Annotated in this window: 21 protein-coding genes; 6 read left to right on the forward strand and 15 right to left on the reverse strand. The window is 63.7% G+C overall.

Annotated elements, in window-relative coordinates:
* Positions 1 to 185: 185 nt before the first annotated feature.
* Positions 186 to 1,646, forward strand: coding sequence for a polyhydroxyalkanoate depolymerase (locus tag P0D68_RS02885; protein WP_091809016.1), 1,461 nt, complete (start codon positions 186 to 188; stop codon positions 1,644 to 1,646).
* Between the two features lie 122 nt (positions 1,647 to 1,768).
* Here P0D68_RS02885 and P0D68_RS02890 read toward each other — a convergent pair whose 3' ends face one another.
* From P0D68_RS02890 to P0D68_RS02920, 7 genes are all read right to left on the reverse strand, one after another.
* Entirely contained in the window at positions 1,769 to 2,203 is a 435-nt protein-coding gene (locus tag P0D68_RS02890; RefSeq protein ID WP_408467987.1) for a cupin domain-containing protein, read from the reverse strand.
* A 169-nt stretch (positions 2,204 to 2,372) separates the two neighbouring features.
* Complete coding sequence (locus P0D68_RS02895; protein ID WP_091805081.1) at positions 2,373 to 2,984, reverse strand: flavin reductase family protein; 612 nt, start codon at positions 2,982 to 2,984, stop codon at positions 2,373 to 2,375.
* 190 nt (positions 2,985 to 3,174) lie between these two features.
* A complete protein-coding gene (locus tag P0D68_RS02900) occupies positions 3,175 to 4,128 on the reverse strand; it encodes a 3-hydroxyacyl-CoA dehydrogenase family protein (RefSeq protein ID WP_177205135.1) in 954 nt (317 codons plus the stop codon).
* A 109-nt stretch (positions 4,129 to 4,237) separates the two neighbouring features.
* A complete protein-coding gene (locus tag P0D68_RS02905) occupies positions 4,238 to 4,540 on the reverse strand; it encodes an invasion associated locus B family protein (protein ID WP_408294531.1) in 303 nt (100 codons plus the stop codon).
* A gap of 435 nt (positions 4,541 to 4,975) precedes the next feature.
* Positions 4,976 to 5,134 (reverse strand): hypothetical protein, encoded by a 159-nt coding sequence (locus tag P0D68_RS02910; protein ID WP_177205136.1) that lies wholly within the window; start codon positions 5,132 to 5,134, stop codon positions 4,976 to 4,978.
* Positions 5,135 to 5,462: 328 nt separating this feature from the next.
* The gene (locus tag P0D68_RS02915) at positions 5,463 to 6,782 is read right to left on the reverse strand and encodes a hypothetical protein (RefSeq protein ID WP_408294534.1); all 1,320 of its coding nucleotides are present in this window, start codon (positions 6,780 to 6,782) and stop codon (positions 5,463 to 5,465) included.
* A gap of 132 nt (positions 6,783 to 6,914) precedes the next feature.
* Positions 6,915 to 7,601 (reverse strand): MgtC/SapB family protein, encoded by a 687-nt coding sequence (locus P0D68_RS02920; protein ID WP_408185068.1) that lies wholly within the window; start codon positions 7,599 to 7,601, stop codon positions 6,915 to 6,917.
* A 297-nt stretch (positions 7,602 to 7,898) separates the two neighbouring features.
* Between P0D68_RS02920 and P0D68_RS02925 the strand changes: the two genes are divergently transcribed.
* Positions 7,899 to 9,008, forward strand: coding sequence for an AGE family epimerase/isomerase (locus P0D68_RS02925; protein ID WP_408295196.1), 1,110 nt, complete (start codon positions 7,899 to 7,901; stop codon positions 9,006 to 9,008).
* Positions 9,009 to 9,209: 201 nt separating this feature from the next.
* Here the strand turns inward: P0D68_RS02925 and P0D68_RS02930 are convergent, their stop codons facing one another.
* Entirely contained in the window at positions 9,210 to 9,485 is a 276-nt protein-coding gene (locus P0D68_RS02930) for a hypothetical protein (protein WP_408294537.1), read from the reverse strand.
* A gap of 218 nt (positions 9,486 to 9,703) precedes the next feature.
* Here P0D68_RS02930 and P0D68_RS02935 point away from each other — a divergent pair, with 218 nt between their 5' ends.
* Complete coding sequence (locus P0D68_RS02935) at positions 9,704 to 9,907, forward strand: cold-shock protein (protein WP_007178724.1); 204 nt, start codon at positions 9,704 to 9,706, stop codon at positions 9,905 to 9,907.
* 112 nt (positions 9,908 to 10,019) lie between these two features.
* Here the strand turns inward: P0D68_RS02935 and P0D68_RS02940 are convergent, their stop codons facing one another.
* Complete coding sequence (locus P0D68_RS02940; RefSeq protein WP_408294540.1) at positions 10,020 to 11,642, reverse strand: methyl-accepting chemotaxis protein; 1,623 nt, start codon at positions 11,640 to 11,642, stop codon at positions 10,020 to 10,022.
* A 269-nt stretch (positions 11,643 to 11,911) separates the two neighbouring features.
* On the opposite strand from P0D68_RS02940, the gene P0D68_RS02945 reads away from it, so the two are divergent.
* The 3 genes from P0D68_RS02945 to P0D68_RS02955 all read left to right on the forward strand — a co-directional run bounded on the left by P0D68_RS02945 (position 11,912) and on the right by P0D68_RS02955 (position 14,172).
* Complete coding sequence (locus P0D68_RS02945) at positions 11,912 to 12,346, forward strand: PaaI family thioesterase (RefSeq protein WP_091805101.1); 435 nt, start codon at positions 11,912 to 11,914, stop codon at positions 12,344 to 12,346.
* 116 nt (positions 12,347 to 12,462) lie between these two features.
* Positions 12,463 to 12,765 (forward strand): ArsR/SmtB family transcription factor, encoded by a 303-nt coding sequence (locus tag P0D68_RS02950; RefSeq protein ID WP_408294543.1) that lies wholly within the window; start codon positions 12,463 to 12,465, stop codon positions 12,763 to 12,765.
* A 54-nt stretch (positions 12,766 to 12,819) separates the two neighbouring features.
* Positions 12,820 to 14,172, forward strand: a complete 1,353-nt coding sequence (locus P0D68_RS02955; protein WP_408294546.1) for a pyridoxal phosphate-dependent decarboxylase family protein — start codon at positions 12,820 to 12,822, stop codon at positions 14,170 to 14,172.
* 160 nt (positions 14,173 to 14,332) lie between these two features.
* On the opposite strand, the gene P0D68_RS02960 is transcribed toward P0D68_RS02955, so the two are convergent.
* The 6 genes from P0D68_RS02960 to P0D68_RS02985 form a co-directional block, all read right to left on the reverse strand.
* Entirely contained in the window at positions 14,333 to 15,181 is an 849-nt protein-coding gene (locus P0D68_RS02960) for an ureidoglycolate lyase (protein ID WP_408352389.1), read from the reverse strand.
* A gap of 56 nt (positions 15,182 to 15,237) precedes the next feature.
* Complete coding sequence (locus tag P0D68_RS02965; RefSeq protein WP_091805112.1) at positions 15,238 to 15,981, reverse strand: SDR family oxidoreductase; 744 nt, start codon at positions 15,979 to 15,981, stop codon at positions 15,238 to 15,240.
* 64 nt (positions 15,982 to 16,045) lie between these two features.
* Positions 16,046 to 16,876 carry an amidohydrolase family protein gene (locus tag P0D68_RS02970; protein WP_408295199.1) on the reverse strand — a complete coding sequence of 277 codons (831 nt, stop codon included), beginning with the start codon at positions 16,874 to 16,876 and terminating at the stop codon, positions 16,046 to 16,048.
* 7 nt (positions 16,877 to 16,883) lie between these two features.
* The gene (locus tag P0D68_RS02975; RefSeq protein WP_408294552.1) at positions 16,884 to 17,924 is read right to left on the reverse strand and encodes an aldo/keto reductase; all 1,041 of its coding nucleotides are present in this window, start codon (positions 17,922 to 17,924) and stop codon (positions 16,884 to 16,886) included.
* Positions 17,925 to 18,059: 135 nt separating this feature from the next.
* Complete coding sequence (locus P0D68_RS02980; RefSeq protein ID WP_091805118.1) at positions 18,060 to 19,379, reverse strand: UxaA family hydrolase; 1,320 nt, start codon at positions 19,377 to 19,379, stop codon at positions 18,060 to 18,062.
* A gap of 43 nt (positions 19,380 to 19,422) precedes the next feature.
* Positions 19,423 to 19,749: a UxaA family hydrolase gene (locus P0D68_RS02985; protein ID WP_177205137.1), complete on the reverse strand. Its 327-nt coding sequence runs from the start codon at positions 19,747 to 19,749 to the stop codon at positions 19,423 to 19,425.
* Positions 19,750 to 19,752: the final 3 nt, after the last annotated feature.

A 19,752-nucleotide genomic window follows, 5' to 3' on the forward strand; every position in this document is an offset into this window, starting at 1 on the left:
GCCTGACGCCATGCGTGCACGTTGCCGTGCGCGCGCGCACCAAAGCGCGGCAATTTCGGCCCGTTGCCCTGACTCGCGCAAATGCTATGCCAACGTGCAGGCAGGGCCGCCCCCGTGCTTATGCTGATTGGCACATGACTTGCCTCTATTTGGGTTCCATCCTCTTCAGCATTCGTGCGAAGGTTATGAACCTGTTCGCATATCCCACATATCAGGCTTTCGCCGACATGATGCTGCCCATGCGGCACGGTGCGGCACTGATGAATCATTCGCTCGACGCGTGGCCCGCGTTCGGCGAAACGTCGCATGGCCGATCGATCCGCGCCGCCTGCGAATTGTTGACACTCGCCGGTCTCACGCCCGTGCGGCCGCCGTTCGACATCGATAGCGTGGTGTCAGAGGGCAAATCCGTGGCGATCGTCGAAGAAGTCGCGGCGCACACGCCATTCTGCTCGCTGCTGCATTTCCGTAAGCAGACCCCGCCGTCGGTGCCGCAGCCCCGTGTGCTGGTGATCGCACCCATGTCCGGTCACTTTGCGACACTGCTGCGTGGCACTGTGCGCACCATGCTGACCGAACACGACGTCTACATCACCGACTGGCACAACCCGCGCGACGTTCCATTGAGCCAGGGCCGCTTCGGCTTCGACGAATTCGTGCAGCACGTGATCGACTTCACTGAAGCGATCGGGCCCGGCGCGCATCTGCTGGCCGTGTGCCAGCCGACAGTCGCCGCGCTGGCTGCGGTCGCGCTCATGGCCGCCGACGATCATCCCGCGCAGCCTGCGAGCATGACGCTGATGGCCGGTCCGCTCGACACCCGCATCAACCCGACGCGCGTCAACGACCTCGCGAAGAGCAAGCCGATCGAGTGGTTCGAGCAGAATCTGATCAGCGCGGTGCCGTTCGGTTTTGCGGGCGCGCACCGGCGCGTGTATCCGGGCTTCGTGCAGTTGACCGCGTTCATGGCGATGAATCTCAACCGCCATCTCGATTCGTTCGAGACGATGCATTACGAACGCGCCAAAGGCGATCCTGCGAAAGCCGACACGATTCACACGTTCTACGAAGAATACTTCGCGACGATGGACCTGACCGCCGACTTCTACCTGGAAACCGTCGATACGGTTTTTCAGCGGCATGCGCTGCCGATGCATGCGCTCGAAGTCAAGGGGCGTCTCGTCGAGCCGTCGAAAATTCGCCGCACGGCCTTGCTCACGGTGGAAGGCGAGAAGGACGATATCTGCGCCGTCGGGCAGACGCTCGCGGCGCAAGACATGTGCGACAAATTGCGGCCCTATCTGAAGACGCACCACGTGCAGACCGGCGTCGGGCATTACGGCGTGTTCAATGGACACCGCTGGGAGCGGCAAATCTATCCGCGCGTACGGGCCGTGATTTACGACAATGAGCCGCGCGCGGTGTTGGTCGGATCGCGGGCGCGCACGATCCAGCCAGTGCCCGCGGCCAAGGCTGCCGAGGTCACGGCGGCAGCGCCGGCCGCGACGGCGGTGGTCGATGTGGAAGTGGATGCGGCGGTGAGGGTCGGGTCGAATGGATCGGGTGCTGCGCCGAGTGAAAGTTCGGCCGCTGCCATCAAGCCGCAGACGCCACGCGCTCCGCGCAGGCGGCCGCCTGCAGCGTAATGCGCGTTTCTTGGTGCTTTCTTAGCGCTTTCCCAGCACCTTTAGCGGCGCTGTCTCGATGGGCGGTCTGCGTGCGTGGCCGCGCGTTGATGCGCGCTGCACACGCAGACGCGTTCCCTTCGCTATGCCGCGACGCTCTTCCAGGGCGTCACCGCCGGCACGTCACACGGCCCTTCGACGTCGATCGATTTGAAATCGGCCGGTGAGACGATTTCGATGTACTCCATATCTTCCGAATAATCGAACAGATAGTGAACGATGCCCGGCGCCTGATGCACGCAATCGCCGGCGGCAACGAGCGTCTCCTTGTCGCCGTACATGAAGCGCGCCCAGCCCTTCAGCATGATCACAATGTGGAAGTCGGCCTCATGACGGTGCCAGCCGGTGCCTTGCTCTGGTGCGTGATTCGCCTTGACGAGTTGCGCGAGCACCTTGCCGCCGGTCGCCTGCGCGATGCCTAAATCACGGTAGAGAAAAAAGTCGCGTAAGCCCTGGTCCACGTAGGACGTGTCTTGCGGACGGACATGGCTGAATTGCGTGGCGAATTCGGTGGACATGATCGCGCTCCTCGCGAGTGAGCCGGCAGTTGAAAACGACGCGTTGGAGCGTCGGTTGCAAGCATCAAGCGGGCCAGTCCACTGGAGCCGGTTTTGCACGATTCGCAGGCGCTGCGCTGAATGCCGCGCCGCCTCGCGCGGCGCGATCTGGTTTCAACCGCTGCGGTGCTTAGGCGCTTGGGCGGAACATCTGGAACATGTCGCCGATTTCCGCATAGTCCCCGCGATAGCCGGCGCGCATGATCGGCTGCGCCGCATGCGTGTCGAACAGGCCGTCTTTCAGATAGGCCTCGTTGATGTGCACGCCGACCACCTGGCCGAGCGACAGGTAGTTGTCCATCGGTTTGCCGTCGAGTGTATGCAGACGCACCACTTGCAGCAGTTTGCACTCGAGCGCGGCCGGCGATTCGGCAACGTGCGGCACGGCGACGTTACGGCCCGGCGCAGGCGTGAGACCCGCGAGTGCGAATTCGTCGACAGACGGCGCGACCGGCGCCGACGAACGGTTCATCTGCTCGGCGAGCGGTTTGGTGGCCAGGTTCCAGACGAATTCGCCGGTGGCTTCTATGTTGGTGACGCTGTCTTTACGACCTTCGCTGCAAAAACCGATGATCGCCGGGAAGGTGGCGAACGCGCCGAAGAAACTGTATGGCGCGAGATTCAAAGTACCTTCGGCGTCGCGCGACGAAATCCAGCCGATCAGCCGCGGTGCGACGATGGCTTTGAAGGGATCGTGCGCAAGGCCGTGGCCCGTGGCGGGATCGTAGAAGTAGTGGGACATGGCGCTGAGTCGGCTTGACGGATTGAGCCTGGATTGTGGGCTAGAGGGCATTTATACAGCAGAGCGGCGGCCGCTGCTGGGCATGGCATTTCCCGCAAGGCACCCCGCGCCATTTCCGGTGAGGCCGTGATGATGCGCAAGAAGCCTCGCCCCCGTTCCGGCAATCAGCCGCCGTCGCCGTGTCCGTTCATCAACCGCGACTGATCACGCGGCGGCGTCCTTCTTTCACCTGCGCCAGATGCGCGTCGTCCCATTCGTAGAAACCGGCGCCGCTGCGCACGCCGACGCGCCCTGCGTCGACCTGCTCGCGCAATAAGTCGAGCACGTCTTCGTCTTTGGCCAGTTCGGGCATCAGATGCGTGGAGATATCGAGGAAGGTGTCGAGCCCGCCCATGTCCGCGCCCTCGAGCGGCCCAACGATCCCCCAGCGGCGTCCGAGCGACGCCTTCATCACGCGGTCGACCACGTCAGGCGTCGCCGCCCCGGAGCGGACAATGTTCAACGCCTCGCGCAGCACCGCGAACTGCAAGCGGTTGCCGACAAAGCCCGGAATCGCCTTCGCCAGCACCACCGGCTCCATGCCGATCGCGCTCATCAACGCGGCGGTCTGCTGGGTCACTTCCGGCGCGGTCGCCGTGCCCGGCACGACTTCGACGAGCGGAATCATGTGCGGTGGGTTCCAGAAATGCGCGATCACGAAGCGCTCTTTCGCGCGCAACGGCGTGACCAGTTGATCAGGCGGGAAACCGCTGGTATTGCTCGCGAGAATCGCGTCATCGGAGAGCAACTCAGTCAGCGCCGCATACAGGCGATGCTTCAGTTCGAGCACTTCGGGAATCGCCTCGATCACGAATTGCGCCGACGCCATCACGTCGAGTTGCGCATGGGTTTCGATGCGCGCCAACGCCGCTTGCCGTGCCGCCTGATCGATGCGCCCGGCGTCGATCAGCTCGTCGAGCACCGCTTCCGCTTTCGACGCAACGCTCGCAAGACGCGCCGGATCGACGTCGTGGACGATCGTTCTGTGTCCGTGCAGCGCGCTTTGCGTCGCAATGCCGACGCCCATCAATCCTGTGCCAACTACGCCTATGACTGCCTTGTCCACGCCGCTCTCCCGCTGCCGTCGATAAAAGCTTCGAAGCATAGCGCAGCGCGCCGATTCGCAAGGCCGAACGCGACAAAGCCGGTCTTCCGCGAGGAAGGACCGGCTTTGTGCACTTCACGCCGCGTCGCGCGGCGCGGTCATTCGGCCATCAGTAGCGCGGCGGCGGCGGACGATGGTCGCCGTGGTGGTGCGGGTCGTAATCGTGCGGGTGATGGCGCATCCAGTCGTCATGAGCCCAGTAGCGGTGGCCGTCGTAGTAACGATCGCCATGCCAACCGATATTGATCGACACGCCAACAGGCGTCATGTGCGGCTGACCGTACACCGCCGGTCCCGGACCGTTCTCCACGACCACCCGTTCCTGGGCGAATGCGCTGCCGGCTGCGAGCACCGCGCCGCCCGCCAGCAGCGTTGCAATGATCGAACGCGATGTCTTGTTAAAGGTTTTCATAGTGACCTCCCATCAAAGTTTTGTATCAAGCCGGCGTCCGTCGATCGGCCTCGAACTGCAATGTCAGGCTCGAACCAGACGCCGTACGCTTGAGACCAACTTTAGCGGCGCAAACCGCGTGAAGACGTGAGCACTTGTAAGCGCTCATTTCAAAGAAGGGGACGGATGAAAGGCCCGCGTTTTAGCGGTCAACGCCCGTCCGTCAGGCCATGCGAGATGATTTGACCGTGCGGCAAACCGGCGCAGTGTCAGCCGCCGTTACATTCATTTCGGGGTAGAAATATTCGGACAGCAGGCCTGCGGGCGAAAAATGGGCCCCAAAAAACAAAAGCCACGGTACGCGTTTCGCGAACTGTGGCTTCAATCATTCGATGCGCACCCGAAGTGCGCGCCCGTACGCGGTGATCCGCGCTTCAGGCGGGTGCAGCGTGGCTATTAGTCGGTCAGCTTGATGCCGAACAACGTGGCTTGTGCCCTGCGCACGCGTTCTGCTTCGCGGCTGCGTGCTTCGTACGAATACTCAGCGTCCAGCGGCAGATGGGGCGACGCAAAGAGGTCGCTGACCTTTTGGAACAATGCAAAGATGAAGCTCATGGCGACTCCCGGTTGGTTACTGCATTAGCTAGGGTTTTCCCTTAAGAAGCATTATAGGGTTTTCCCTAGAGTAACGCTAGTGCAATGCAGCAATTTTTTGGCGTGGCGTCTTGTCACGGCGCATTTCCCACATTGTGCGTCGCATCATGACAACGTCCCCGTTTTCGGGCATTCAGGGCCGGAAGGGAGAGTCGCGCGCAGCGCGGTCTTGACGCGATTTCTGTTGAAACCGGCTTTGAGAGGGGAAGGGAGCAAGAGCACCGCCGGTCGGCGATCGTTGTTCGGATCGCCGCGGCCGGTGCGTTACCAGCGCGGCGGTCACTGACCATCACTGCGGAATAACCGCTTTCGGCCTATGCGAATGCTGCGCCCGCGCGGCGCGTTTGGTATGCGCCGCCGTGACGGCAGCTTGCGGAGAAGTGGCGGCGGCGGCCGCGGCCGCGCCGGAAGCGGCACTGGCGGCCGCGGCATTCGCCATCGCCATATGCGTGTCGAGCAAACTGGCCATCGCCGCTTGCTGGTTCTCCATCATCTGTTCGATGCGATGCTGCTGGGCAGTGGTTTCACGCGTCAGGCGCATTAGCAACACGGTCTGCGTGATGCCGATCGCAACCGTCACCAGCAACGCGCCCACCACGATCGACAGCATCCACTTCATGCGGCGCGAATGATCGGTCGCGGCGCGGCGCTGATCGGCGATCACGCCATACAGCGCGTCGACGGTATCGGCGAAGGCGGTGGCCCGCGCGCGATCGAGTTCCGGCGCGGCCCGCAGCGCGGCCGCGGCCGCTTCGGCGCGCCGGGCTTCGCGCCACGGCGCGGCGAACTCGGCGCTCGCTTGTGCGGATGCCGATGAATTCGTCGATGTCTGCGCGGCAGGCGTCGGCTCGGCGGATGCAGCGCTCGCCTGCGCCGAAGCGGTTTCATCCACCGTATTCGGGGGTTCAACTGAAGTCGCTTCTCGCGATGCCGAAGCCGAAGCCGAAGCCGCCTTGGCGAAAGTCGCAGCAAAACGTTGCGGCGCCTTGCTGCCGCCCAAGGTCTGCGCGGACGCGGCATCAGTCGACGCACCCGTCGTCGCGCCCGCCTCGGACGCCTGGCGCAGCGCGGTCACGCTGCGCACCACGGTTGCTGCCGCCATGGCTGGCGTCAACGGGGCCGCCGGTTTCTCGTCGGCATTAGCCGTTGCCGGCTTCGTGTCGCCCAAAGCCAGTTCGCCGACCGGCGAAGCCGTCGTCGCCAGCGGCTCCATTTCGAGCCCGCTCAGTTGCGCGTTGACCGGCATCGGTTCATCGGACTTCGCGGCGCGGGGCGCACGGCGCGCCGAGCGCGCGTCGAGCGGCCCGCTGTCGCCGGCATCGATCGCGCCGACCGCCGCCAGCACTACATCGGGTAACTCGAAACCGTGCAGCGTGCCTTGCCGGATGTCGATATTCATCGCTTCCAGCGTGGCGCGGGTGGGATCGTCGGGGAACAGGTCGAGCGTGCTGTCGTCGCGAGAGGCGTCGCTCAGTTGCGCGAGACGTTGTGCAGAGCGCGCGGCGCGCGCCAGCTTGTTTTCAGTTTCGGTCGAGACGGTGGCCTGACGCCGCTTCTTCGAAGCTGTGCGCGAAGGCCGGGACTGCGTGGATGCTACGGAATCTGCCATAGAGAAAAAAGCGGTCGTCGCCGGAAAGCGGGCGCCGAGCACCGCTCGTCAATGCCGTTGGAATTTTTCGAGACCGCATTGTCGCATGGCCGCCCGCGCCCGCCGAAGCCATTCGCCGAGGATTTTCCGTTTTCACGAAGTCGCGTCGTCCTGCCGGAACTGCTTCACGCCGTGCAGTTGTCGCAAGCGGCCGCAGATCGCGTGATATTCCGTATTCGACACGCGATGCAAGGTGATCATCACCTCGTCGCACTCGGGCGCGTCCTCGCTTTGCTGCATCACGAACTGTTTGACGCGCGGGCTTGCGGCGCCGAGTTCGTCGTGCAGCGAGTGGAAGGTCATGGTGCCGCGCTCGACGATCATCGTCAGTTGGCGCCGCTGCTTGACCGTGATGAAGCGGCGCTCGAGCGGCTTGATGCCGGCAAGGATGATCAAAATGATGATGGTCGCCGCGATCGACGCCGTGTACAGCCCGCCGCCCACCGCCAGACCGATGGCGGCGACCGACCAGAGGCTCGCCGCCGTCGTCAGGCCGCGCACGATCTCGCCGCGCAGCAGGATCGAACCCGCGCCGAGAAAGCCGATGCCCGACACGACCTGCGCGGCCATCCGCGACGGGTCGAGCACCACGTGCTCCCCGCCCAGCACTTCGGCAAAACCGTAGGCCGAGACGATCATGATGAGCGTCGAACCGACGCACACCAGCATGTGCGTTCGTAGACCCGCGGCCCACGAAAGCCGCTCCCGCTCGAAGCCGATGACACTGCCGAGCGCCGCGGCCAGCCCCAGACGGGCGATGAGTTCGATATTCCCCAGCATTGTTTTTCCTCCTTATCGGCAATTATTTGAGATGTTTTCCGCACCGGCGCCGGAGTGCCGGCGGGACCTGTTTGCTTTATGCTAGGCCGCACGCCGCGAGGCGGGTTGCCGGGCGGGTTGCCAGGCAGGTTGAGCCGGTCGCACTGCGAGTCGTGGTGCTGATTTCGGCTTGGCGGCCGGCAAAGCAGGTAGCATCCGCGCTCACCAACAGGTTGGCCGGCGAATGCGCCGCGCTGCGACTTTGGCTACGGCACTAACCCGTAGGCCCTTCGAAATACGCGTTTGACCAATTTGACTATGCAGAGCACGAACCCTTCCGCCGCTTCCACCATCGCCCTCGCGAAGAGGCTGCGCGACCACTTCACAGGCGTAGTGCTGCCCATGTGGCGGGGCGCGGGTTTCAACGCCGCACTGAAGCTGCCCTACGAAGCGGTTAGCGCAGAAGGGCATCAGCCGCTACCTGCCGAGCGTTACCGGGCCATGGCCTGCGCGCGGCAATTGTTCGTCTTCTCCCAAGCGGGCGACGAAGCTCACGCGCAGGTGCTGTTCGATTCGTTGACGCGTACCTTTCAGGACACCCGCCACGGCGGATGGTTCTTCAGCGTCGATCCGCAAGGCGCACCGCTCGACACCACCAAGGATCTATACACGCACGCATTCGTCGTGTTTGCCTGCGCGGAATTTGGCCGGCGCTCCGGCAATCCCGACGCGCTGGAGCTCGTGCATCGCACGTCGGCGGTGATCCAGTCGAACTTCGCCGCCGAAGGCGATCTGTTCAACGCCGCGCTGACCGCGGACTTCGCCGGCGTGACGGGCACGCCGATCCAGAATCCTTTGATGCACCTAACCGAAGCCTGGCTGGCCGCTCGCGAAGCCACACACGACAACGCTTTCGACGCCGCGTTGCGGCGCCTCGCCGGCGCGGTCGCCCGTCACTTCCTGCACGCGCCCACGGGTTGCATCGCGGAACTGCCGATCGGTGCGGCCGAGAACCGTCTGGAACCCGGTCATCAGTTCGAATGGTTCTGGCTGGTCAAGCAGGCGGGCGCCGTGTTCGAAGGTTCCGGTCTTGCCGAAGCGATGCCACGAGCATTCAGCTTCGCGCAGCAGCATGGGGTGGACGGGGAGACAGGCGGCGTGTGCGCCTCGCTTGATGAAACCGGGCGGACGAAGGATGCGACCCAGCGGATCTGGGCGCAAACCGAGTATCTGCGTGCGCTGGCAAGCCAGGACGAACAGATAGCGCTCGCCGCGCTGCCCCGGCAAATCGAACGGTTCCAACAACGCTTCCTGCGTCCGCAGGGCTGGTTCGAGTGCAAAACGCCGGCCGGTGAGGTGGCCCGGGCAGACATGCCGTCGACCACGCCTTACCACCTGGCGACCGCCTATGAGGCCTTGCCGGCGTAAGGCCGCCGGTGAGACGCGCATCGTGCGGCTGTCTTGTGTCCGCCAACCAACCTGTCCGACGCTGCCGAGGCCGCTAAAAACTTGACCAACCCCGGTAGCGTCCGCGACTTGGGCACCCGAGCGATCGCGAAGCCGGCTGGCGCCGGCCGCGATCTCACGACGTCATGACGGGTCCGGACAAAAAGCCGACCGCCTGGCCGATCAGTACTCTTCGCGCTGCCAGGTGCTCCAACCGGAGTCGGCAGATTTAAAACGCATATAAGTTGCGCTTTGCCCGGTGGGGGTGTCCGACACGTCGCCATGCGGCTTGCGATCGGTCGTGTGGAGGGCGAAAGCCTGGCGGTCCGCGGTATCGACCGTAATACGGCCGATCGGGTCCGGGGCGCCTTCTTGAGGGGATTTAGACTCCAATATCGCCAGATAGGGGGTCAAACGACTCCAGAACGAGGTAAGTTCTTCTTGCAAATAATGTGTCAATGTTTTTCCTGGAAGAGTAATACAAGCAGTTTACCCTACCGGGCGGAGTGGCCTTCCAATTGCTTCCCAAGCCGGAAAAATGCCGATGCGGGGGAATACCCGAATACTGGTTGGTTGGCGTCCGTCATAAAGACGTGATACAACTCCTACTTCGCGCTCGATCTCGCGTTGAGAAATAGCGGTCGCGAATGCAACACACAACATTTACTGGATTAAAAATGGCAACAGGTACTGTGAAGTGGTTTAACGATGCAAAGGGCTTTGGCTTCATCACGCCGGACGACGGCGGCGAAGACCTGTTCGCGCACTTTTCGGAAGTTCAAGGCAGCGGCTTCAAGTCCCTGCAGGAAAACCAAAAAGTGACGTTTGAAGTTAAGCAAGGCCCGAAGGGCAAGCAAGCTGCGAACATCCAGCCGGCCTAAGTACCGTCAGGTACGTTGAGGCACCCTTAGGCGCTTGCGTCTAATGCAAAATGGCCCGCTTTGGCGGGCCATTTTCTTTGTCTGACGGTTTGGTTTTTAGCGCTTGCGCGGGCTAAATCGCGCGCATGCCGGACAACGAAAAATCGGCTGATGGGCCACGCGCTTCGTCGAATTGTTGCGTGCGCAACACAGATTCCGAAATTTCGAACACGGAAACCGCCTGCTTCAACTGCTGCGTCTGCTGATGCAGCGATGCCGCCGCTGCCGCGGCCTGTTCGACGAGCGCCGCGTTCTGCTGTGTCATCTCATCCATCTGCACCACCGCCTGGTTGACCTGTTCGATACCCGTGCTCTGCTCAAGCGACGACGCGCTGATTTCCGCCATCATCTGCGTGACACGCGAAATCGAGGCGGACACGTTGCTCATCGCTTCCCCGGCATGCTCGACCAGCGCCGAACCGCCCTGAATTTCGGCGACCGATTCGCTGATCAGCGTTTTGATTTCCTTCGCCGATTGCGCGCTGCGCTGCGCGAGGCCGCGCACCTCGCCCGCCACCACGGCGAAGCCGCGCCCCTGCTCGCCGGCGCGGGCCGCTTCCACGGCCGCGTTGAGCGCGAGAATATTGGTCTGGAACGCGATGCCGTCGATCACCGAAATGATCTCGGCGATCTTGTCCGAGCTCTGCGCGATGCCGCGCATCTTGTCGACCACCTCGTTGACCACTTCGCTGCCGCGCGAGGTCGCCTCAAGCGCGGTTTCGGCGAGCGCATTGGCCTCCCGGGCGTGCTCGGCGTTCTGACGCACGGTGGCGGTCAATTCCTCCATGCTCGACGCGGTTTCTTCCAGCGAAGCCGCCTGGCTTTCCGTGCGCGCCGACAAGTCGGCGTTGCCGGTCGCGATTTCGTCGGCGCCGAGGTGGATCGAGTCCGCGGATTCGCGCACGGTTTGCACGGTACGCGCGACGCTCGCCTGCATTTTCGCGAGGCCCGAGAACAGCCGGCCGATCTCATTGGTGCCGCGCGCGGCGATCGGCTGGTCGAGGCGGCCTTGCGCGATACGGTCGAAGTGTCGGCCCGCTTCTTCCAGCGGCGCCACCACGCCCCGGCGCAACGCCGCATACACGGCGAACGTGCCGGCCACCAGCGCCAGCAGGATCACGAGGCTGACGGCGCGAAACGTCGCCATGCGCGTATCGATCGAATCGAGTGATGCGCGGCTCGCCGCGTTGCCGAACTGCACGAAGTTATGTGACTCGCCGAGGTAGGCGTCCTGGAACGACTGGGTCGGCTGGTCGAGGAACGCCTGAATGTTGTTCGCGTCGAGAAACTGCACCAGTTCCGCGAGCGCGTCGTGCAGCTTCTTGTAGCGCTCGGCGAGGGCCGCGGCACGGGCGCCGTTCTCGTCGCCGGTCTTGGGGGCGCTCATGAAGGCCGCGAACGACTGGTCGGCGGCCGTCAACTGTTCGCGAGCGTGCTGCACGATGTCGGTCGGCTCGGAGCCACCCCGCACCATGCGCGTGCCGGCGCGCGAGAGATTGATGCGCGCGTCCATCAGATGCTGGGTCGTTTCGTTGACCGCGTCCACCTGCTTCAAGGCGATGTTGGACAGATCGTTCACGTCGTCATGGGTACGCGTGAGCGACCAGAACCCCAAACCGACCGTGACAAGCTGGAAAACGCAGAAAGCGGCCAGAACACACAACAGGCCGGATGCGACCTTGATCTTGCTGAACATCGTGAATACCTGAAGGCAAAGAATAACGGGAGCTACGTCAGGGTTAACGGCATCGCCGAGCCGCGCTTGAGACCAATTCCATCAAAGATCGTCTTACGCCCCCTTTACATCGGCCAACTTCACCATTGCAATCACTTCGCACAACAATGCATGGAGCAAATTACCGATTCCCCTTGACGCGGCGCGTGCGCGCTTCCTAGAGTGGGTAGGGACTGCACGACGCAGGCCAGTGCAGATTGCCATCGCGGGCTATGCCCGAAGGACTCACAATGACCGACCTCCTCGACCGGGCGCGCGGCGCACTGCATGCCCAGCCGTTCAGCATGCTGTTGGGCGCAGAGTTGATGCACACGGGCACCAACGAACTCACGCTGAGTCTGCCGATCCGCGACGAGTTGCGGCAACAGCACGGCTTCGTGCATGGCGGCGTCATCAGCTATCTCGTCGACAATGCACTGACGTTCGCCGGTGCGCTGCTACTCGGGCCCAAAGTCGTGACCGGGGAATACAAGATCAATTACCTGCGCCCGGCCATCAACGGCACGCTGATCGCGCGCGCAAAGGTCGTCTATGCGGGCCAGCATCAGGCCACCTGCCAATGCAACGTGTTCGTGATGGAAGGCAACCGCGAAAAGCTGATTGCCGTCGCGCAGGGCACCGTGAACCGGATCAGCGAAAGCGGCGAACACGAACACGGCAACTGAGACCGTAGCCTTTCCTGAAGCACATCGCGCCGTCATCGAGGCGCTTGTTCACGTTTCGTCATTTAGCTAATATACGAAACGTTATCCACCGATGGCTCCATTCGGCGCACTGCCTCATGACAGACGACCTCACGCGCATCAACGCGCTCGCGAATGCCAGCCGGCTCGCCGTCATGCGCTGGCTGAAAGAGCCGACGCTGCATTTCCCGTATCAGGACCACGCCGATATCGAAACGATCGGCGTGTGCTGCACGTTCATCACCGACAAGCTCGGCATCGCACCCGCCACGACCACGCGCCACATGCGCATCCTCGCCGATGCGGGACTCGTTCGCGCGCAGCGGATCGGCAAATTCACCTATTACAAACGCATCGACGCCGAGTTGCAGAAGCTCGGCCGCGACCTCGCCAATCTGTAGGCGCGCGGTATTCACGAGACCGCGCCGCCACCTTCCCGACAGCTTAGGAGCCACATGGACGAACTCGCACTTGCCACCGACGCGGACCAGCGCGCGCACGCTTACCTTGCCGGTATCGGCAAACGCCGGGTGTTTCCAGACGCGGCCGCGCTCCAGCAACTCGCGGCCTTCGATGAAGCCTTCCCGCAACACGGCCACGCGCCCGCCGACGTACTGCGCCTGCTCGACGAAAGCGGATCGCCTGGCACGGTCGCGTCGAACGATCCGCGCTACTACGGCTTCGTGATCGGCGCGGTGCTGCCGGCCGCGGCGGCGGCCGAACGTTTGATGGGCGCGTGGGACCAGTGCGCGTCGACCTTCGACAACTCGCCGGTCGCGGCCACGATCGAGAAGATCGCCGCACGCTGGGTGCTCGACGCGCTCGATTTGCCGCGTGAAGCGGCGATCGGCTTCGGCACCAGCGCAACGGCCTGCACGCTCGTGTGCATCGCGGCCGCGCGGCGCGCTCTGCTCGCACGCAAGGGTTGGGATTTCGACAACGACGGCCTGGACGGCGCGCCGCCGGTGCGCGTCGTGATCTCCGAGATGGCGCATATCACCGTGAAAAAGGCGTTGCGCGTGCTCGGCTTCGGCATGAAGCGCGTGATCGCCGCGCCCGTGGATGCGCATGGCCGCATCGATCCCGCGCAGTTGCCGCCGCTCGACGACATGACGATCTTCTGCGTGCAAGCCGGCGAAGTGAACACCGGCGAATTCGATCCGTTCGCGGAAGTGATTCCTCGCGCCAAGGCGGCCGGCGCGTGGGTCCACGTGGATGGCGCGTTCGGCCTGTGGGCGCGCGCCTCGTCGAAACGGGCGCTGACCGAGGGCATCGACGGCGCGGATAGCTGGACCACCGACGGCCACAAGTGGCTCAACACACCGTACGACGGCGCAATGGCGATCTGCCGCGACGCGCGCGCGATCTCGGCGGCGATGAACAGTGACGCGGTCTATCTGAGCGGCGCGCATGACGCGCAGAAGAATTTGAACCTGGAGTTCTCGCGCCGGGCACGCGGCATTCCAATTTGGGCCGCCTTGCGTTCGCTCGGGCGCAGCGGCGTGCAGGAGATGGTCGACCGGCATTGCGCGCAGGCTTCGCGAATTGCCGAAGGTCTGCGCGCCGCAGGCTTCGAGGTGTTGAACCGTGTCGTGCTGAACCAGGTGCTGGCGCGGGCGAAGACCGACGCGCAGACCGTCGCGATTCGCGAAGCGGCGCAGGCGTCGGGCGAAACGTGGTTCGGTCAGACTGTCTGGCAAGGCCGGCCGGCGTTTCGCATCAGCGTGTCGTCGTGGCGCACGGAAGACAAGCACGTCGATCAGTTGGTGGCGTTGCTTGCGCGTTTGCTCGCCGAGCAGCGCGCCTGAGCGACGCGCCGGCGGCACGCCTGTCGATCGTCGAGCGGCTCCGCTCGCGCAACGGCTCACGGAGCAGCGCCATCAAACCGCAGCGGCGCACACAAAAAAGGCGGTTCCTGCTCGATACAGGAACCGCCTTTCTTCATGCAGCCAAACTCGCCAGCGAGACTTACTCCGCCGCGTAGGTCTTCTGCGTTTGCTCGCCCAGACCTTCAATTCCCAGGCGAATCGTCTGGCCCGGCTTCAGGTACACCGGATTCGGCTTCACGCCCATGCCGACGCCCGGCGGCGTGCCGGTCGAAATCACGTCGCCCGGTTGCAGGCTCATGCACTGCGATACGTACGAGACCAGCTTCGCGACGCCGAACACCATCGTCTTGGTGCTGCCGTTCTGATAGCGATGGCCGTCCACTTCGAGCCACAGGCTCAGGTTCTGCGGGTCGGCGACTTCATCGCGCGTCACCACCCACGGGCCGATCGGGCCGAACGTGTCGAAGCCCTTGCCCTTGTCCCACGTCCCGCCCTTTTCGATCTGCCATTCGCGTTCCGACACGTCGTTGATCACGCAGTAACCGGCGACGTAATCGAGCGCGTTGGCTTCGTCGATATATTTCGCCGGCTTGCCGATCACCACGCCGAGTTCCACTTCCCAATCGGTCTTCTTCGAGCCGCGCGGAATTTCCACGTCGTCGTTCGGGCCGCTGATTGCGCTCGTCCACTTGTTGAAGATGACCGGTTCGGCCGGCACCGGCAGATTCGATTCGGCCGCGTGATCCGCGTAATTCAAGCCGATACAGATGAACTTGCCGATCTTGCCGACGCACGGACCCATGCGCGGATTGCCTTCGACCAGCGGCAGCGAGGCCGGATCGAGCGCGCGCAGCTTGGCGAGACCTTCGTCGGTTAGCGCGGCGCCGTCGATATCGGCGACCACTTTCGACAGATCGCGAATCTTGCCTTGTGCGTCGAGCAAGCCCGGCTTTTCCTGGCCCTTCGGCCCATAACGAAGCAGTTTCATCCTGACACTTCCTTTGAGTGGTGTTCGGTTCGTGGTTCAGCTTGGGTCGGCGTACCTCAGTTCGACCAGCCGCCGTCGATCACATGCGCGTGGCCCGTGGTGAACGACGATTCGTCGGACGCGAGATACAGCGCCAATGCGGCGATCTCTTCCGGCTTGCCGATACGGCCCATCGGCTGACGGGCGACAAAAGCCGCCTGCACGGCGTCCAGCGTCGCGCCCTGTGCCTGAGCCTGGTCGACGATCCGCTGTTCGAGCGACGGCGAAGCCACCGTGCCCGGGCAGATCGCGTTACAGCGTACACCACGCGTAATGAAGTCGGCAGCAACGGATTTGGTCAGCCCGATCACCGCGGCCTTGGAGGCGCTGTACGCGAAGCGGTTCGGCACGCCCTTCACGCTCGACGCCGCCGACGACATATTGATGATCGACCCGCCGCCGTTGTCCAGCATGGCGGGCAGGAACGCGCGGATCGTGCGGTACATCGCCTTCGCGTTCAGGTCGAACGCGAAGTCCCAATCCTCTTCGCTGCATTCGAGAATGTTGCCCGCATGCACGAAGCCCGCGCAGTTGAACAGCACGTCGATCGCGCCCAGTTCGGCGGCCAGCGCCTTGATCGCCGCGTTGTCGCGCACGTCGAGCTTGCGGGCGTCGACCGGCTTGCCGGCGAGTCCGTCGATGCGGATGTCAGTGGCGATCACACGCGCGCCTTCGCGTGCGAAGAGTTCGGCGGTGGCGAGTCCGATGCCTTGTCCTGCCGCTGTGATCAGGGCCGTCTTGCCGGCCAGTCTTTGTGTCATCTACGACTCCAGTTGAATGGGCTGTGCATTTGCTTTTGCTTCTGCTGCTTGTCTCTTCCAGAAATCAAAGTCGATAAAACGCAGCGGCATTGCCGCCGAAAACGGCTTCGCGCTCGCCTTCGCTCAAGGAGCCGAGCAGCATATTTGCCACCGAATGCCAGAGCAGATAGTCGCCGTTCAGATCGAGCACCGGCCAGTCGCTGCCCCACATCAACCGCGCCGGCCCGAACGACTTCAGCAGATGCTCGACATACGGCTGTAGCGTTGCCTCGGTCCAGCCGGGCGAGGCCTCGGTCACGAGGCCCGACAGCTTGCAATGCACATTCGGCAGTTTCGCGAGCCGCGTAATCGCGTCGGCCCAGCCTGGATAACCGGCGTGCCCGTAGCGGATGGGCGGCTTCGCCCCGTGATCGACCACGATACGCAGCGCCGGAAACCGCGCCGCGAACGTTTCGAAAGGCTCGACGTGTCGCGCGTAAATCAAACCGTCGAACGCGAGGTCGTGTGCGATCAGCGCTTCGATCGCGGGGGCGAGATCGGGGTTGGTGATCCAGGTATCGTCGGGCAAATCCTGCAGCATCGGCCGCACGCCCTTGAACTTCGGCTCGTGCGCCAGCGCTTCGATCACGGCCGGCGCCGTGGGCAACAATAACGGCACCCAGCCGACCACCCCGGCAATCGACGGCTCATGCCGCGCGAGGTCCAGCAAATAGCGTGTTTCGTCGATGGTCGGGGCCGCCTGCACCACCACCGTCCGTTCAATGCCCGCGCGCTCTCGCAACGGTTTGAGATCCGCCGGGCCAAACGTCCGGTACAAAATCTTCAGTTCCGGCGTGAGCCACTCGTAGTCGCCGCGAGCGGGGTCCCAATAGTGCTGGTGGGCATCGATAAGCATCGTCAAATCAACTCTCCGGCGCGGGCGCGCGGTTGTCGAGCAAGCCTTCGTCACGCAATGCGGACCACAAGCCCGCGGGGATCGGCTGCTCGAACGACGCCGCGTTCTCGCGCAATTCGTCGGCACTGCGCGCGCCGGTCAACACCGTGGCGACCGCCGGATGCGCATACGGAAACTGCAAGGCGGCGGCCGCCAGCGGCACACCGTGCGCACGGCACACCGCTTCGAGCTGCGCGACGCGCTCGATCACTTCGCGCGGCGCCTCGCCGTAATTGAATTTCAGATCACCTTCGACGCCGCGCGCCAGAATGCCCGAGTTGAACGCGCCGCCTAACAGGATGCTGACGCCGCGTTCTTCACAGGCCGGCAGCAGGTCGTCGAGCGTGGTCTGTTCGAGCAGCGTATAACGGCCCGCGAGCAACGCGCAATCGATATCGAACTCGGCCATCGCATCGAGTATTACCGCACCTTCATTGACCCCCAGTCCGACGGCCTTGATCGCGCCCGCCGAGCGCAATCTGTCCAGCGCGCGAAACCCGCCGCCTTCGGTCAGTTGCCGCCAGTAATGGGGATGATTGTCGCCATGCGTGGCGCGGCCAATATCGTGCACCAGCAGAATGTCGATATCGACGATACCGAGGCGCTGCTGGCTGTCTTCGAACGAGCGCAGAATGCCGTCGTGCGTGTAGTCGTAAATGGCTTCGAAAGGGAGCGGGTTTTGCCAGCCTTCCTTGTCGTCGAAAGGCGTGGTGCGCGGCACGAAGCGGCGGCCCACCTTGGTGGACAGCACGTAGTCACCACGCGGATAGCGCCGCAAGACGTCGCCCAGGCGATGCTCGGCCTTCGTATTGCCGTAATGCGGCGCGGTGTCGAAATAACGCACGCCGGCGTCCCACGCGGCGGCGATGGTGGCGTGGGCTTCTTCATCGGACAGGTCGCGGTAGAGGCCGCCCAAGGGCGCCGTGCCGAGTCCCAATCCGCTCACCTGCACCGCCCCACGGCCGATGCGGCGCCGTTGCCCGATCTTCGATGCGATCGTTGCCGTCATTCAGCGCGTCTCCAGTATCGACCGGAGTTGACGCTTCAGCGCTAACTCCGGTCCCATTCGTGTTTTACCATGCACGCGCAGCATGTGCCCGCAGCGTGTACGACCTGCTTGCCGGAAGGCCTGCGGACAAACCGCTCAGTGCGGCTCGATCGCGACGACCCGGTGCTGCGACGCGGCGCTCGACGGCAAGCAAGCCGGGCCGACCGGATCGAACGTCTTGTAGGTCAGGATGAATTCCTGATGGCCGAGCGTTTCCGACTTCGAGGCCGCGCCACCCGACACCGCCACGGTTTGTTCGAACACTTCGCGGCCGACTTCGTCGAGTGTGCCGCGGCCCTCGAGAATACGACCCGCGTCGACATCCATGTCGCCGGCGAGGTTGCGATACGTCGCCGGATTCGCGCACACCTTGATGACCGGCGAGATCGCCGAGCCGACCACCGAGCCGCGCCCGGTCGTGAACAGGATCACATGCGCGCCACAGGCGATCAGTTCGCCGATCTCGGCGTTGTCGCTGATGTTCGGAAAGCCGAAGCGCGGTTCGCCGTCGGGCACCACGTCGAGCAGATACAGGCCGCCGGTTGGCGGAATGTCGCCGGGTTTGACGATGCCGACAATCGGCGACGCCCCGCTCTTGGCATAGGCGCCCAGCGACTTTTCTTCCTGCGTGGTGAGACCGCCGTCCGCGTTGCCGACCGCAAAACTGCCGTGGCCGAGAATCGAGTAATAGCGCGCTGCCTTCGCGACACAGGCAACGATCTCTTCACCAAGTTCGGGCCGTGACGCGCGCGTTTTCATATGGAACTCGCAACCCACCAGCTCGCCGGTTTCTTCGAAAATGCACGTCGCGCCCGCGTCGATCAGATGGTCGAACGCGCGGCCCACGGCCGGATTCGCGGTGATGCCGCTGGTGCCGTCCGAGCCGCCGCAAATGGTGCCGATCACCAGTTCGCTCAGCGCCATCGGTACTTTCTCTTGCGCGGCGAGTTGCCCGCGCACACTGCGAATCCAGTCGACGCCGTATTGAATCGTGCTGCGCGTGCCGCCCTTTTCCTGGATGGTCAGCACTTCGACCGGACGGCCGCTTGCGCGCACCACGTCCACCAGATAGTGCTTGTTCATGCTCTCGCAACCGAGCGAGACGAACAACACCGCGCCCACGTTGGGATGCGTGGTGAGCCGCTCGAGCATTTTTTCGGCATAGCTGTTCGGATAGCAGCCGGGAAAGCCGATCAGATGCACTGGCGGTTCGCGTTCGGCGGAAGGATCGTCGAACGCATCGAGCGGTTCGCGAAACTGCGTGACGATCTCGCGCGCGACGTGATGCGCGCATTCGACCAGGTAAGCCACCGCGACCACATTGCGGATGCCCTTGCGGCCGTCGCGGCGCAGGTAACCTTGCAGCGTGGGCTGCTGCGATGCGGCGGATGGAGATGCTACGGAAGTGTCAGTCATGATCATTCCAGCGCGGCGTCAAGGCCACGACATTGTGCTCACATCAGTGATGGACGAACTCGTGGCCCGCGTCGTGCGTATAGGTGGGCAGGTAGTCGCTCTCGAGATTGTGCGTATGCAGATGCGCACCGCGCGCCACTGCTTCCGTCACGTGACCGATCACTGCGCCGTAGCGCAGCACCTTGTCGTCTTTCGCGAGTTCATGGCGCGCCACCTTGTGACCGAGTTCGATGGTTTTGGTGAGCGTCACGCGCTCGCCTTCAATCTCGACCTGCGTGCCGCCGTCCAGCCGCGCCGCCGCGATCAGGCAGTTGTCGGCGGGGCTGAGCAGGATCAGGCGTGGGTCCGTTTGCATGGGGCGGCTGGTCAAGTG

The sequence above is a fragment of the Paraburkholderia sp. RL17-380-BIE-A genome (genome assembly GCF_046028085.1).
Taxonomy (GTDB): Bacteria; Pseudomonadota; Gammaproteobacteria; order Burkholderiales; family Burkholderiaceae; genus Paraburkholderia.

Bases quoted from the DNA above. Each gene is read 5' to 3' on its own strand.
- P0D68_RS02885 (WP_091809016.1), top strand. From the start codon at position 186: ATGAACCTGTTCGCATATCCCACATATCAGGCTTTCGCCGACATGATG.
- P0D68_RS02890 (WP_408467987.1), bottom strand. From the start codon at position 2,203: ATGTCCACCGAATTCGCCACGCAATTCAGCCATGTCCGTCCGCAAGAC.
- P0D68_RS02895 (WP_091805081.1), bottom strand. From the start codon at position 2,984: ATGTCCCACTACTTCTACGATCCCGCCACGGGCCACGGCCTTGCGCAC.
- P0D68_RS02900 (WP_177205135.1), bottom strand. From the start codon at position 4,128: ATGCTTCGAAGCTTTTATCGACGGCAGCGGGAGAGCGGCGTGGACAAG.
- P0D68_RS02905 (WP_408294531.1), bottom strand. From the start codon at position 4,540: ATGAAAACCTTTAACAAGACATCGCGTTCGATCATTGCAACGCTGCTG.
- P0D68_RS02910 (WP_177205136.1), bottom strand. From the start codon at position 5,134: ATGAGCTTCATCTTTGCATTGTTCCAAAAGGTCAGCGACCTCTTTGCG.
- P0D68_RS02915 (WP_408294534.1), bottom strand. From the start codon at position 6,782: ATGGCAGATTCCGTAGCATCCACGCAGTCCCGGCCTTCGCGCACAGCT.
- P0D68_RS02920 (WP_408185068.1), bottom strand. From the start codon at position 7,601: ATGCTGGGGAATATCGAACTCATCGCCCGTCTGGGGCTGGCCGCGGCG.
- P0D68_RS02925 (WP_408295196.1), top strand. From the start codon at position 7,899: ATGCAGAGCACGAACCCTTCCGCCGCTTCCACCATCGCCCTCGCGAAG.
- P0D68_RS02935 (WP_007178724.1), top strand. From the start codon at position 9,704: ATGGCAACAGGTACTGTGAAGTGGTTTAACGATGCAAAGGGCTTTGGC.
- P0D68_RS02940 (WP_408294540.1), bottom strand. From the start codon at position 11,642: ATGTTCAGCAAGATCAAGGTCGCATCCGGCCTGTTGTGTGTTCTGGCC.
- P0D68_RS02945 (WP_091805101.1), top strand. From the start codon at position 11,912: ATGACCGACCTCCTCGACCGGGCGCGCGGCGCACTGCATGCCCAGCCG.
- P0D68_RS02950 (WP_408294543.1), top strand. From the start codon at position 12,463: ATGACAGACGACCTCACGCGCATCAACGCGCTCGCGAATGCCAGCCGG.
- P0D68_RS02955 (WP_408294546.1), top strand. From the start codon at position 12,820: ATGGACGAACTCGCACTTGCCACCGACGCGGACCAGCGCGCGCACGCT.
- P0D68_RS02960 (WP_408352389.1), bottom strand. From the start codon at position 15,181: ATGAAACTGCTTCGTTATGGGCCGAAGGGCCAGGAAAAGCCGGGCTTG.
- P0D68_RS02965 (WP_091805112.1), bottom strand. From the start codon at position 15,981: ATGACACAAAGACTGGCCGGCAAGACGGCCCTGATCACAGCGGCAGGA.
- P0D68_RS02970 (WP_408295199.1), bottom strand. From the start codon at position 16,876: ATGCTTATCGATGCCCACCAGCACTATTGGGACCCCGCTCGCGGCGAC.
- P0D68_RS02975 (WP_408294552.1), bottom strand. From the start codon at position 17,924: ATGACGGCAACGATCGCATCGAAGATCGGGCAACGGCGCCGCATCGGC.
- P0D68_RS02980 (WP_091805118.1), bottom strand. From the start codon at position 19,379: ATGACTGACACTTCCGTAGCATCTCCATCCGCCGCATCGCAGCAGCCC.